The 13,196-nt window shown below is 64.8% G+C and carries 12 protein-coding genes and 1 pseudogene; 9 read left to right on the forward strand and 4 right to left on the reverse strand.

Features of this window, described 5'->3' with window-relative positions:
• The first annotated feature begins 89 nt into the window (after positions 1-89).
• The 5 genes from ILT46_RS05000 to ILT46_RS05020 all read left to right on the forward strand — a co-directional run bounded on the left by ILT46_RS05000 (position 90) and on the right by ILT46_RS05020 (position 2,235).
• On the forward strand, positions 90-620 hold the full coding sequence (locus ILT46_RS05000; protein WP_199503555.1) for a hypothetical protein: 531 nt from the start codon (positions 90-92) through the stop codon (positions 618-620).
• A 21-nt stretch (positions 621-641) separates the two neighbouring features.
• A complete protein-coding gene (locus ILT46_RS05005) occupies positions 642-1,049 on the forward strand; it encodes a phage holin family protein (protein WP_199503556.1) in 408 nt (135 codons plus the stop codon).
• Positions 1,046-1,369 carry a hypothetical protein gene (locus tag ILT46_RS05010; RefSeq protein ID WP_199503557.1) on the forward strand — a complete coding sequence of 108 codons (324 nt, stop codon included), beginning with the start codon at positions 1,046-1,048 and terminating at the stop codon, positions 1,367-1,369. Before ILT46_RS05005 ends, ILT46_RS05010 begins: the two co-directional genes overlap by 4 nt.
• 35 nt (positions 1,370-1,404) lie before the next feature.
• Complete coding sequence (locus tag ILT46_RS05015; protein WP_199503558.1) at positions 1,405-1,902, forward strand: hypothetical protein; 498 nt, start codon at positions 1,405-1,407, stop codon at positions 1,900-1,902.
• Positions 1,903-2,004: 102 nt separating this feature from the next.
• Complete coding sequence (locus ILT46_RS05020) at positions 2,005-2,235, forward strand: DUF4170 domain-containing protein (protein ID WP_199503559.1); 231 nt, start codon at positions 2,005-2,007, stop codon at positions 2,233-2,235.
• A 167-nt stretch (positions 2,236-2,402) separates the two neighbouring features.
• On the opposite strand, the gene greA is transcribed toward ILT46_RS05020, so the two are convergent.
• The 4 genes and pseudogenes from greA to carA all read right to left on the reverse strand — a co-directional run bounded on the left by greA (position 2,403) and on the right by carA (position 8,027).
• A complete protein-coding gene (gene greA, locus ILT46_RS05025) occupies positions 2,403-2,879 on the reverse strand; it encodes a transcription elongation factor GreA (protein WP_199503560.1) in 477 nt (158 codons plus the stop codon).
• Between the two features lie 97 nt (positions 2,880-2,976).
• Positions 2,977-6,306, reverse strand: coding sequence for a carbamoyl-phosphate synthase large subunit (carB, locus tag ILT46_RS05030; protein ID WP_199503561.1), 3,330 nt, complete (start codon positions 6,304-6,306; stop codon positions 2,977-2,979).
• The gene (locus ILT46_RS05035) at positions 6,306-6,710 is read right to left on the reverse strand and encodes a hypothetical protein (protein ID WP_199503562.1); all 405 of its coding nucleotides are present in this window, start codon (positions 6,708-6,710) and stop codon (positions 6,306-6,308) included. The genes carB and ILT46_RS05035 overlap by 1 nt, the downstream gene beginning before the upstream one ends.
• Positions 6,707-8,027, reverse strand: a pseudogene (gene carA, locus ILT46_RS05040) (glutamine-hydrolyzing carbamoyl-phosphate synthase small subunit). Before carA ends, ILT46_RS05035 begins: the two are co-directional and overlap by 4 nt.
• A gap of 152 nt (positions 8,028-8,179) precedes the next feature.
• Here carA and ILT46_RS05045 point away from each other — a divergent pair.
• The 4 genes from ILT46_RS05045 to ILT46_RS05060 are packed head-to-tail and all read left to right on the forward strand — an operon-like array spanning position 8,180 to position 13,195.
• Positions 8,180-8,632 carry a GatB/YqeY domain-containing protein gene (locus ILT46_RS05045; RefSeq protein ID WP_199503563.1) on the forward strand — a complete coding sequence of 151 codons (453 nt, stop codon included), beginning with the start codon at positions 8,180-8,182 and terminating at the stop codon, positions 8,630-8,632.
• Positions 8,633-8,675: 43 nt separating this feature from the next.
• Positions 8,676-10,568, forward strand: coding sequence for a DNA primase (dnaG, locus tag ILT46_RS05050; protein ID WP_199503564.1), 1,893 nt, complete (start codon positions 8,676-8,678; stop codon positions 10,566-10,568).
• An 18-nt stretch (positions 10,569-10,586) separates the two neighbouring features.
• Complete coding sequence (rpoD, locus tag ILT46_RS05055) at positions 10,587-12,605, forward strand: RNA polymerase sigma factor RpoD (RefSeq protein WP_199503565.1); 2,019 nt, start codon at positions 10,587-10,589, stop codon at positions 12,603-12,605.
• A gap of 47 nt (positions 12,606-12,652) precedes the next feature.
• Entirely contained in the window at positions 12,653-13,195 is a 543-nt protein-coding gene (locus ILT46_RS05060) for a DUF2059 domain-containing protein (RefSeq protein ID WP_199503566.1), read from the forward strand.
• The last annotated feature ends 1 nt before the right edge of the window (position 13,196 follow it).

The following is a 13,196-nucleotide window of genomic DNA, read 5'->3' on the forward strand; positions in this document are numbered from 1 at the left end:
ATGCGGCGGAACGAAGCGGTGCAAGCCGCGTTGCCCTCGTGACACCCGTGCCATTCGGCCGGCGATGATTTTTACGAGGGATAGATTCGATGAACACCACCACTCCGACCACCTCTTCCACCACCGACAGCACCTTCACGCAGTTTGATGGTGACACCGCCACCCCCGCCACCGGCGAGGCGAAGTCGCGTTTCAACGCCGCGCTGGAAGAAGCCAAGGCCGGCGCCTCGGCGCTGAAGAGCGAAACCGCTGTTCGTGCGCAGGAATACACCGCGCAGGCCAAGGACCAGGCCGCCGTCTATGCCGACAAGGCCAAGGTTAAGGCCGGCGACCTCGCAGTTGAGGGTAAGGCCAAGGCGAGCGAGGCTCTCGCCGCGCTTAGCCGCATGGTAAGCGACAATGCAGCCAAGATCGACGAGAGCTTCGGCGCGCAATATGGCGATTATGCCCGCAGCGCCGCCCAGAGCCTGCAGGCATCGGCCGACAAGATCGATCAGAAGAGCCTCGAGGAACTGGGCGAAGATGCCCGCACCTTCGTGCGCGAGAAGCCGGGCGCTTCAGTTGGCATCGCCGTCGTCGCTGGCCTGGTGCTGGCGCGCCTCTTCGGCGGCCGTCGCTAAGCTACGGGCGGGACGCAGAACATGTATCAGGGCGAACCGCCTGCCCCGCACAGCCTGAGCAGCGCTGACAGCCCGGCGGCCCCCGCCGCCGGGCCCAGTTCCTCGCTCCGCGATGACGTCAAGGCGCTGGTCCAAGACGGCCGCACCTACCTCGAAGCCGAGGTCGCCTTCCAGAAAACGCGGGCATCCTATTCTGCGCAGGAAGGCAAGGCGGGCGCAATCAATGGCGCTGTTGCCGCGGCGTGCGCGCATATGGCGGGCGTCGCGCTGGTCGTTGGCCTGTTGCTGGCGCTCGGGTCGGAAATCGGTCCGTGGTGGTCGCTGGTCGTGGTCACCGGCATCTTCGCCGCCGCCGCCGCGGTTTTCGGTCTGAAGGCGAAGGGCCGGTTCGCGCGGATTGCCAAGGCGTTCGGCGGAGAGCGGGCATGAGCGATGATCGCCTGATGCAATTGCGCCAAGACGAGGCGCTGCGTGATGCGGCCAAGGCGCTGGTCAAGGCCGACTATCACCACGTCCGGGCGGCGCTGGACGAAGCATCGGTGACCGAGCGCGCGAGCCTGCGCGCCAAAAGCACCGCACGCGACATGGCGCAGGAAGCGGCGGACCTTGCCCGCGACAATAAGGGCGTGGTCGCCGCGATTGCCGGCGCCGCAGCCCTGTGGTTCGCCCGCGAGCCGTTGCTGGATCTCGTGCTGGGTGAACGGGGCGACGAGGATTTCGACGAGGACGATGACGACCAAGAGTGGTGAGCGCCGCTGCGCTCCACCCCGCAATGGAGACGAACATGGCTGACACGATCGTTACCACCGAGGACAAGCGCAATGAACTGCGCGAAAAGATCGAAGCTGCTGAAGCGCGCAATGCCGAGCGCAGCTTTGCCGATTACGCCGCCGATGTGAAGGATGGCGCGACGCAGTTCGTAAAAGATCATCCGATCGCCACGGTGGCCGGTGGCCTTGCCATCGGCATGCTGCTTGCCGGCATGACCAAGCCGGGCCGCCGGGTGCGCCGCCGGGCGGGCGCACAGGCTAGTTCGTTGTGGAGCACGGTGACCGAGCTGGCAGCGGCCTACGGCACGGGCCTGCTCGACACGGCCGAGACCGCCAAGCAGCGCGGCGGAGACCGCTGGGAAGATTTTCGCGACTCCCTATCGGACAGTGCGCGCAGCGCGCGCCGCGATGCTCGCTATCGCCGCGAGGCGATCGGCGACACGGCGCATTCGCTTACCCGCGAACTAGGCAAGAAGTCGAGCCGTGCGCTGCGCGAGTTCCGCAACCGCTGATCCCCGCGTAGTTGAATAAAGACGGCGCGGCAGGCTTGTCTGCCGCGCCGTTTGCGTTATGGGCGCGGGGCTTCCTCCCCTGCCCTAACGGATAAACGTGCCATGGATGCGACCGATACCCCGCAACGCCTGCATCTGGTCATGGGGGGACGGGTCAAGGACCCGCAGACAATGGAGTTCCGCGACCCCGAGAGCATCCATGTGGTCGGCGTATTCAGCGATTACGACAGCGCAGTCGAAGCCTGGCGCGCCAATGCCCAGCGCACCGTCGATGATGCGGAAATGAAATATGTCGTGGTGCACCTGCACCGGCTGCTGACCCCGGAGACCTGACATCATTGCACCGTCCTTGCGAGGTGTCGCAGGCGCCTTGGCAATCTAGCGGCGTCTCGCTGTGATGGATTGCCGCGCTTCGCTCGCAATGACGCCGGGAGCCCGCCTGATACGAGAAAGGGCCCCTTTGACGGGGCCCTTCTGCGTTCGGTGGTGGCTGGCGAGGGTCAGATGAATTCGATCTTTTGCACTTCGTAGAACTTGTCGCCCGACGGGACCGTCACCTCGATCTCGTCGCCCACCTGCTTGCCGATCAACGCGCGGGCGAGAGGCGAATTGTACGAAATCCGCCCGGTCTTGGCATCGGCTTCGGTCTGGCCGACGATCTGGTAACGGATCGGCTTGTCATCCTCGTCGAGCAGGGTGACGGTCGCGCCGAACATGATCTTGTCGCCCGACAAGGTGGTCGGGTCGATGATCTGGGCGCGGCTGACGCGGTCTTCGATATCGGCGATCTGCGCCTCGATCTGGCCCTGCCGCTCCTTGGCGGCGTGATATTCGGCATTTTCCGACAGGTCGCCATGCGCGCGCGCTTCCTCGATCGCATCTACGATCTTCGGCCGTTCCGCGCGCAACACCTTGAGGTCGGCCGTCAGCCGTTCATACCCCTCGGCCAGCATCGGCACCTTTTCCATCGTGGCCATATTCCCTTGTTCTCCACGGCAAGCGCCCGACAATCCAGCCACGGCCCGCCCCCGTCTCGGGAACGGCCGCGATCCAGCCTGACTGTCGGGGAACGCTTCAGTTTGCGCTATAATAGTCCTGCAAGGGTCTGACTTCAAGCTGGCTCGCGGAGACAGTGGCAATCGCCTGCGCCGCCGCCAGCGCACCGGCCGCGGTGGTGTAATAGGGGATCTTCTGCCCCACGGTGGTCGCGCGGATCGATTGGGAATCGACCAGGCTCTGCCATCCCTCGGTGGTGTTGAAAACCAGGTCCACCCCGCCATCGATCATCCGGTCAACGATATGCGGCTGGCCCTCCGCGACCTTGTTGACCCGTTCGACCGCCAGTCCCTGTTCGACAAGGAACCGCTGAGTGCCGCCCGTGGCGATCGCAGTAAAGCCGCGGTCGAGCAGCATCCGCACCGCCGGCAGGATGGCGTGCTTGTCGGAATCCTTAACCGACACGAACAGCGTGCCGCGTTCGGGCAGCGTGACCCCGGCGCCCAGCTGCGATTTGAGGAAGGCATGGGCGAAATCGCGGTCGATGCCCATCACCTCGCCGGTCGATTTCATTTCCGGCGACAGCGCCGGGTCGGCGCCGGGGAAGCGGGCAAAGGGGAACACCGCTTCCTTTACCGCCATGTAATCAAGTGCGCGGCGGAACGGCGGGAAGGCGGACAACTTCTCGCCCGCCATCACCCGCGCGGCGATTCCGGCGACCGGCTGGCCGATCGCCTTGGCGACGAACGGCACCGTGCGGCTGGCGCGCGGATTGACCTCGATCAGATAGACGGCGCCATCCTTCACCGCGAACTGGATGTTCATCAGCCCGACCACGCCCAGCGCATGGGCCAGCGCCTCGGCCTGGCGTTCCATCTCGGCGATGATGGCGGCCGGGAGCGAATAGGGCGGCAGCGTACAGGCGCTGTCTCCCGAATGGACGCCGGCTTCCTCGATATGCTGCATCACCCCGGCGATGACGACCTGCTCGCCGTCGCACAGCGCATCGACATCGCATTCCACCGCATCGCGCAGATATTGGTCGATCAGCACCGGGCTGTCGCCCGACACGGTCACCGCATTGGCGATATAATCATCGAGCTGTGCTTCGGAATCGACAATTTCCATCGCCCTGCCGCCCAACACATAGGACGGGCGCAGCAGCACCGGATAGCCGATCTGCGCGGCGACGGCGGCAGCCTCGTCGCGGCTGCGGGCGATGCCGTTGGCCGGTTGCAGCAGGCCGAGCCGGTTGACCAAAGCGGCGAACCGCTCGCGATCTTCGGCAAGGTCGATCGCATCGGGGCCGGTGCCGAGGATCGGAATGCCCTCGTCCGCCAGCGTCTGCGCCAGTTTGAGCGGCGTCTGCCCGCCGAACTGGACGATCACCCCGACCAGCGTGCCCGCCTGCTGTTCGACCCGGAGAATTTCCAGCACATCCTCGCTGGTCAGCGGCTCGAAATAGAGCCGGTCCGAGGTGTCATAGTCGGTGCTCACCGTTTCCGGATTGCAATTGACCATGATGGTTTCGAACCCGGCATCGGCCAGCGCATAGCAGGCGTGGACGCAGCAATAATCGAACTCGATCCCCTGCCCGATGCGGTTGGGCCCGCCGCCCAGGATAACGATCTTGCGCCGGTCTGATGGCCGCGCCTCGCATTCGGCCACGCCGAAGCTGGGCGCTTCATAGGTCGAATACATATAGGGCGTGACCGCTTCGAATTCGGCGGCGCAGCTGTCGATCCGTTTGAACACGGGCTCGACCCCCAGCTTGCGGCGCAGCGCGCGGACCTCGGCGGCACTGGTCGCCCCGCCCAGCGCCTTCAGCGTATCGTGCAGCAGCCCCGAACGGCGGGCCTGCGTTTCCGCGAGCCCGCCGGCCACGCCGACCGAACGCACCGCCAGCGTTGCCAGCCGACGGTCGGAAAAGCCCATGCTCTTGAGCCGCCGCAGCCCATCGGCGTCCTGCGGGAGGCCATTGGCCTGGACGAGCTTTTCCGCGGCGATGATCTCCTCGAGCTGGCGCAGGAACCATGGATCGTAGCCTGTCAGCGCGTTGATCTCCTCGACCGTGAAGCCTTCGCGGAAGGCCTGGCCGACGAACAGCAGCCGATCGGGCGAGCGGCGGCTGAGCGCGGCGGTGACCGCATCGCGCCCAGCGCCTTCCAGTTCGACCACGCGGTTGAACCCGTCGAGCCCGGTTTCAAGGCCGCGCAGCGCCTTTTGCAGGCTTTCCTGAAAATTGCGGCCAATCGCCATCACCTCGCCGACCGATTTCATCGCAGTCGACAGCTCGGTTTTCGCGCCCTTGAACTTCTCGAAGGCGAAGCGCGGGATCTTGGTGACGACATAATCGATCGTCGGCTCGAACGCCGCCGGGGTCGCGCCGGTGATCTCGTTGGTGATCTCGTCGAGCGTGTAGCCGACCGCCAGCTTGGCCGCGACACGAGCGATGGGAAAACCCGTCGCTTTCGAGGCCAGCGCGGACGAGCGGCTGACGCGCGGGTTCATCTCGATCACGATCAGCCGGCCATCCTGCGGGTTGACTGCGAACTGGACGTTGCTGCCGCCCGTTTCGACGCCGATTTCGCGCAGCACCGCGATGCTGGCGCTGCGCATGATCTGATATTCCTTGTCGGTCAGCGTCAGCGCCGGGGCGACGGTGATCGAATCGCCCGTGTGGACGCCCATCGGATCGACATTCTCGATCGAGCAGATGATGATCGCGTTGTCCTTGCGGTCGCGCACCACCTCCATCTCGTATTCTTTCCAGCCGAGCAGCGATTCCTCGATCAGCACCTCGGTGGTGGGGCTCGCTTCCAGCCCCTCGCGCACGATCCGCTCGAACTCGGCCTTGTTGTAGGCGATGCCCCCGCCCGTCCCGCCGAGCGTGAAGCTGGGGCGGATGATTGCGGGCAGGCCCGTGCGTTCGAGCACCGCAAACGCCTGGTCGAGCGTGGTCGCCACCCCGCTGCGCGCGCTTTCGAGGCCGATCTTGTCCATCGCCTCACGGAACCGCTGGCGGTTTTCCGCCTTGTCGATCGCATCGGCATGGGCGCCGATCATCTCGACGCCATGTTCGGCCAGCACACCCATCCGCTCGAGGTCGAGCGCGCAATTGAGCGCGGTCTGCCCGCCCATTGTCGGCAGCAAAGCATCGGGCCGCTCGCGCGCGATGATCTTGGCGACGATTTCCGGCGTGATCGGCTCGATATAGGTCGCGTCGGCCATGTCCGGATCGGTCATGATCGTCGCCGGGTTCGAGTTCATCAGGATAACCCGATACCCTTCCTCGCGCAGCGCCTTGACCGCCTGCGTGCCGGAATAATCGAACTCGCACGCCTGCCCGATAACAATGGGCCCAGCGCCAATGACGAGGATAGAGGAGATGTCAGTGCGTTTGGGCATTAATGCTTAAGTCCTAGAAACGAGAAATATGCGGAGAAAACTGCCGCAACCGCTGCTATCAAACTTGCCAAAAGAGCTGCAAATGCGATCCAATTTTGACCTATCGTTCCCCAATACTTACGCCATTTCTCTTTGCGCAAGCGTCGACGGCCAGCCTTCAATCCGTCATCCGAAAAGGACCAGATAAATGTGTCGCCGTACCCATCGTTTTCCACCACTTGCTTTCCCCAGCCTTGAGCTTCCCAGTGGGAAGCAATTTGGTCGAAAGATGAGCGAACAAATTTGAGATTCAGCCGCGACACATAAACAATCGGAAAACCTTCATCATCGGCAAATGCAGTCGCTTGCCGAAGAAGGAGATCACTCTCTCTTTGGAAACGTGGGGTCAATTCATCACCGCTCACCCCAACATCCCCACAAACTTCTCGAACAGATAGAAGCTGTCCTGCGGCCCCGGTGACGCCTCCGGGTGATACTGCACCCCGAAGGCCCGCTTGCCGCTGATCGCGATGCCGCAATTGGAGCCGTCGAACAGCGAGACGTGAGTTTCCTCCACCCCATCAGGCAGCGCGGCATTATCGACCGCAAAGCCGTGGTTCATGCTGGTTATCTCGACCACGCCGTCCGCCAGCCGCTTGACCGGGTGGTTGGCGCCGCGGTGTCCCTGGTGCATCTTCACCGTCCGCGCACCGGCGGCGAGCGCCAGCAATTGATGGCCGAGGCAGATGCCAAAAATCGGCACGTCCCGCTCGAGCAGCGCGCGGATCGTCGGCACGGCATAGGAAGCAGTCGCCGCCGGATCGCCCGGCCCGTTGGACAGGAACACCCCCGCCGGCTCGAGGGCGAGAACATCCTCGGCGCTGGTCGCCGCCGGCACCACCGTCACCCGCGCGCCGGCCTGCACCAGATTGCGGAAGATGTTGTCCTTCGCCCCGAAATCGACCGCCACCACGTGCGGTAGATCACGGTTATCCGCTCGTGCTGAGCTTGTCGAAGCACCGGTTCCATTCGCGTGCGGCCCTTCGACAGGCTCAGGGCGAGCGGAATTTGGGGCCTGGGTATAGCCGTGGCCCATTGCCCAGACCGATCCCTCCCATGCCTCCTGCGCAACCCGGGTCACGCGNATTTGGGGCCTGGGTATAGCCGTGGCCCATTGCCCAGACCGATCCCTCCCATGCCTCCTGCGCAACCCGGGTCACGCGCGGGGCAAGGTCGAGCCCTTCCAGCCCCGCCCAGCCCTGCGCCTGCGCCAGCAGCGCGGGAAGATCGAACTCGCCCGACGGTTCGTAGGCGATCACCGCATTGGGCGCGCCCGACAGCCGGATGAGCCGCGTCAGCGCGCGGGTATCGACGCCCGACAGGCCGATCTTGCCCTCAGCGGCCAGCCAGTCGGCAAAGGATTGCTCGGCGCGGAAATTGCTGTGCGGGGTCGCGACCTCGCGCACCACGCAGCCGACCGCGCCTTCGACCCGGCTTTCGACATCCTCGGCATTGGCGCCGACATTGCCGATATGGGGGAAGGTGAAGGTGACAATCTGCCCGGCATAGGACGGGTCGGTCAGCACCTCCTGATAGCCGGTCATCGCGGTGTTGAAGCACAGTTCGCCCACCGCGCTGCCGGGCGCGCCGAAGCCCTTGCCCCAGATCGCCGTGCCGTCGGCCAGCAGCAGCAGGCCGGTCGCGCCTTTGGGCTGCGCAGGCGTAATGTCGGCAGAAGCCATGGGGGCGCTCCGAGTGAGGGTTTCCAGCGATGTGTGCTAAGTCCCAGCCGCTAGGGCCGCGCGCGCCATGCGTCAAGCGGCGTTGCCGGCCGATTGCCTTCCCGCCTTGCCCGGCTAAAGGGGGCGCGACAACCTTATCCACGGGAAATGCCATGCTGCGTGACACGATCAAGACCGCCACCATCACCGCGATGAAAGCTGGCGACAAGCCTCGCACCGCCGCGCTGCGGCTGATCCAGGCCAAGATCAAGGACCGTGACATCGAGCTGCGCACCGGCACCGCGCCCGCCGATGATGATGTGCTGGTGGCCGAAGTGCTCGCCAAAATGGCCAAGCAGCGCCGCGAATCGATCGAGCTCTACGATGCTGGCGGGCGGCAGGAACTGGCCGATCAGGAACGCGCCGAACTCGCCGTGATCGAGGAGTTCATGCCGCGCCAGCTCGACGAGGCCGCCACCCGCGCCGCGATTGCCGAGGCCAAGGCGGCCACCGGCGCTGCGGGCATGAAGGATATGGGCCGGCTGATGGCCGCGCTGAAGGACCAGCATGGCACCGCGCTCGACATGAGCCTTGCCAGCAAGCTCGCCAAGGAGGCGCTCGCCTGATCGCCCGGCTGGCACAAAGCGCCCGCATCCGCTAAGCCGCCGCATGGCCCTTTCCCCGCAATGGCTGGATGAATTACGCGCCCGCGTGACCTTGTCCTCGGTCATCATGCGGACGGAGAAATTGCAGCGCGCGGGCCGCGAATGGAAAGCGTGCTGCCCGTTCCACGCGGAAAAGACCCCCAGCTTCACCGTCAATGACGAGAAGGGGTTTTACCACTGCTTCGGCTGCGGGGCACATGGCGATGTGATCCGTTGGATGACCGACCAGCGCGGCCTTGCCTTCATGGATGCGGTCAAGGAACTGGCCGCACAGGCCGGGATGGAGGTCCCCGCCCCCGATCCGCGCGCAGCGCAGGTGGCCGAGCAGCGCGCCGGGCTGGTCGACGTGACCGAAGCAGCGCAAGGCTGGTTCGCGGGCAATCTCGCCTCGGCTGACGGGGCGGCGGCGCGCGCCTATCTCGCCACGCGCGGGTTCGACGCGCATACGGTGCAGCGGTTCGGGTTCGGCTATGCCCCGGCGGACCGGCAGGCGCTGAAACGCGCGCTCGGCGCGTTTGACGAAAGCGCCTTGCAAGAGGCGGGCCTGCGCATCGCGGTCGATGACAAGGAGCCGTATGACCGGTTCCGTGACAGGCTGATGCTGCCGATCCACGATGCCCGCGGCCGGGTCATCGCTTTTGGCGGGCGCATCCTCGCCCCGGACAAGACCGACGCACCGAAATATCTGAACTCGCCCGATACGCCATTATTCGACAAGGGGCGCACGCTCTATAACCTCCACCGTGCCGCACCCGTCGCGCGCCAGTCGGGCCGGGTGGTGGTGGTCGAAGGCTATATGGACGTGATCGCGCTGGCGGCGGCGGGGATCGACGAGGCTGTCGCCCCGCTCGGCACCGCGCTGACAGAACGGCAGATCGAGCGGTTATGGCGGATGGTCGACGCGCCGGTGCTGTGTTTCGATGGCGACAATGCCGGCCAGCGCGCCGCCCAGCGCGCCATCGGCCGCGCGCTGCCGCTGCTGCGGCCGGGCAAGTCGCTGGCGATCGTCCGGCTGCCCGCCGGGCTCGACCCCGACGATCTTATCCGCCAGCAGGGCCGCGCCGCGCTCGACGCCTTGCTGGCCGCGCCAGCCAGCCTGATCCACACACTGTGGGCCTTTGAATGCGATGCCCAGCCCCTGTTGACGCCCGAGGACAAGGCGGGTCTGAAGGAACGGCTGCTGGCGCAGGTCGACGCGATCCAGCACCCCGACATCAAGGCGCTTTACCGGCGCGAGTTGCTCGAACGATTTTCCGCCTTCGCCTTCCCGCCCCGCCCGCCGCGCGAATGGCCACCGCGCGGGGGCAAGCCCGGCACCTGGCAGCGCGGCGTCGCCCGGCCCCCTGTGCCCAGCCCGGCCCATGCTGCCGCGCTTGGCCGCGCTGCGGGTGGCGGTCTGCGCGACCATCTTGAAAGCGCCGTGTTCGCCGGCCTGCTGCGCTTTCCCGATCAGATCATGCGCCACGAAGCCGCGCTCGGCCGACTCGCCAGCCGCGATCCGCAGGCGGCGCGGGTAATCGATTATCTGCTCGACCGTGTGGAAACGCTTGAACCCGAGGCCGCTTTGCCCATATCGGCAGATGACAGCCCCGTCGCGCATCCGGATGACAGTCATTTCCCCTTCCTCAGGCAAGGGACCGATCCGGATTACGCCCGCACGGTGCTTGCCGAAGCCGTGGCCTTGCTGGTCGAACGACCTGCGCTTGAGGCCGCGATGGAGGTCGCCACTGCCCGTTTTGCAGCTGACCCCGAAGGGGCGCTGGCCGAACAGGCCCGCTTACGTCAGCGCAAGCTGGAAATCGAGCGGCGCATCGGGCAGATGGCCAGCAATCACGCTGCTGCGGCGGCACAGGAACACGGTGCGGAGCAGGCGGCGCAGGCCGGCTCCGGGATTTGACGGAAATGATTGTCACTGATGGCTAGAGACGAAGCGACCAAGGAAGACGCCCCGCTGATCGACCTCAACGAGGCATCGGTCAAAAAGCTGATCGCGCGCGCGAAAAAGCGTGGTTACGTCACCTATGACGAGCTCAACGAGGCGCTGCCGCAGGATCAGATGAATTCCGAGCAGATCGAGGATGTCATGTCCGCGATCAGCGAGATGGGCGTCAATATCGTCGAAAGCGACGAGGATGCCGAAGGCGAGGATACCGACAGCGATTCGGATGTCGAGGAAATCTCGACCGAAGAAGACGAGCTGAAAGCTGCCAGAAAGCCCGCTGCTGCCAAGACCGGCGGCACGGGCGAGCGCACCGACGATCCGGTGCGGATGTATCTGCGCGAAATGGGCGCGGTCGAACTGCTCAGCCGTGAAGGCGAGATCGCCATTGCCAAGCGGATCGAGGCTGGCCGCGACACGATGATCATGGGCCTGTGCGAAAGCCCGATCACCTTCCACGCCATCATCCACTGGTCCGAAGCGCTCAACGCCGGCGAAATGCAGCTGCGCGAAATCCTCGATCTTGACGCCATGCTGTCGAAAGAGCCGCCCGTGGACAAGATGGCGGAGGGCGCCGAGGACGAGGACGATGACGGCGAAATCTCGGAAGAGACCGCCGGCCCGACCATCCGCGACGATGACGAAGCCGAGGAAGAAGAGGAATCGTCCGACGACGAGGACGAGGACGGCAACCCGCGCCGGCGCGAGGAAGAGGACGAGGAGGACAACACCATGTCCCTCGCCCAGATGGAAGCAGCGCTGAAGCCCGAGGCGCTGGAACGTTTTGCCCGCATCGCCGACCTGTTCAAGAAGTTCGAAAAGCTTCAGGCCGAGCGCGTCGATGTCATGGGTGCCGGCGGCGCCTTTGCGCCCGCCAAGGAAAAGAAATACGAAGCGCTGCGCGAGGAGCTGACCGCCGAGGTCGAGAGCGTGCAGTTCCATGCGACCAAGATCGAATTCCTGGTCGACAATCTCTACACCTTCAACCGCCGGCTGACCGCGCTCGGCGGCCAGATGCTGCGTCTGGCGGAGCGGCACCGCGTCAAGCGCGCCGATTTCCTCAATGCCTATATCGGCAACGAGCTGGATGAAGAATGGCTCGCCGGGCAGGCCAAGAAGGACAAGAAGTGGGCTGCCTTCGCCGAAAAGGAAGCCGACGCGGTCGAACGCATCCGGGCGGAGATTTCCGACATTGCCAGCCAGACCGGCATGGCGCTTCCCGAATTCCGCCGCATCGTCAACATGGTCCAGAAAGGCGAGCGCGAGGCGCGCATCGCCAAGAAGGAAATGGTCGAGGCGAACCTGCGGCTGGTCATCTCGATCGCGAAGAAATACACCAATCGCGGGCTGCAATTCCTTGATCTTATTCAGGAAGGCAATATCGGCCTGATGAAGGCGGTCGACAAGTTCGAGTACCGTCGCGGCTACAAGTTCAGCACCTATGCCACCTGGTGGATCCGGCAGGCCATTACCCGGTCGATCGCCGATCAGGCACGCACCATCCGTATCCCGGTGCACATGATCGAGACGATCAACAAACTGGTGCGCACCTCGCGCCAGTTCCTCCACGAGCAGGGCCGCGAGCCGACGCCCGAGGAAATGGCCGAGCGCTTGTCGATGCCGCTCGAAAAAGTCCGCAAGGTGATGAAGATCGCCAAGGAACCGATCAGCCTCGAAACGCCGATCGGCGACGAGGAAGATTCGCATCTCGGCGATTTCATCGAGGACAAGAATGCGATCATTCCGGTCGATGCTGCAATCCAGGCGAACCTCAAGGAAACGGTCACCCGCGTCCTCGCCAGCCTCACCCCGCGCGAGGAACGCGTGCTGCGGATGCGCTTCGGCATCGGGATGAACACCGATCACACGCTGGAGGAGGTCGGCCAGCAGTTCTCGGTGACGCGCGAACGTATCCGCCAGATCGAAGCCAAGGCCCTACGCAAGCTCAAGCACCCCAGCCGCAGCCGCAAGATGCGCAGTTTCCTCGACCAATGAGGGCGCTTTTCTCTTTTGGCGCCGGTGCGTTGCTCGCTGTGTGCTTTATGCCAGCGACCGCGGCGGCACAGCAGGTCGGGGCCGGAGCCAGCGCCCCATCGGCCGAGAGCGATCGGGCAGCTCGGCTCGCGCTGGCGCGGGAAATCATAGCGATCGGCTTCCCTGAGGCCGATCGCGAGCAACTGTTTTTCGGCGCGATCAACGAAATGACACGGCAGGTTCGCCAAGCTGCGCTGGCGCGCATCGAGAAACCCGATCCGGGCGCATTGTCGATCATCGACAAATGGATCGCGGCGCAGATTTTGCGGCAGCGTACCATCTTGGTGCGCCATATTCCGGCGTTGATGGATGGTATGGCGCGCGGTTACGCCGAGCTATTCACGGCCGAGGAGTTGCGCGGCGTCCATGCGTTTGTACAGACGCCAGCAGGGCTGACGTTCTTTCTCAAGTCGAGTCAGATTACCGCCCAACCGGCTTTCGCGGAGGCGAATCAGGCTTATATGCGCGAGATTCTGGTAGGGACGCCCGACGCGCAAGCCGAGCTGATTGAGCAATTGTCGGCCTATGCCGAAGGGCGCGGAGCTAACTAGG

Origin of the sequence: Qipengyuania sp. YIM B01966, from assembly GCF_016461955.1 — a bacterium.
In the GTDB taxonomy this organism is placed as follows: Bacteria; Pseudomonadota; Alphaproteobacteria; order Sphingomonadales; family Sphingomonadaceae; genus QFOP01.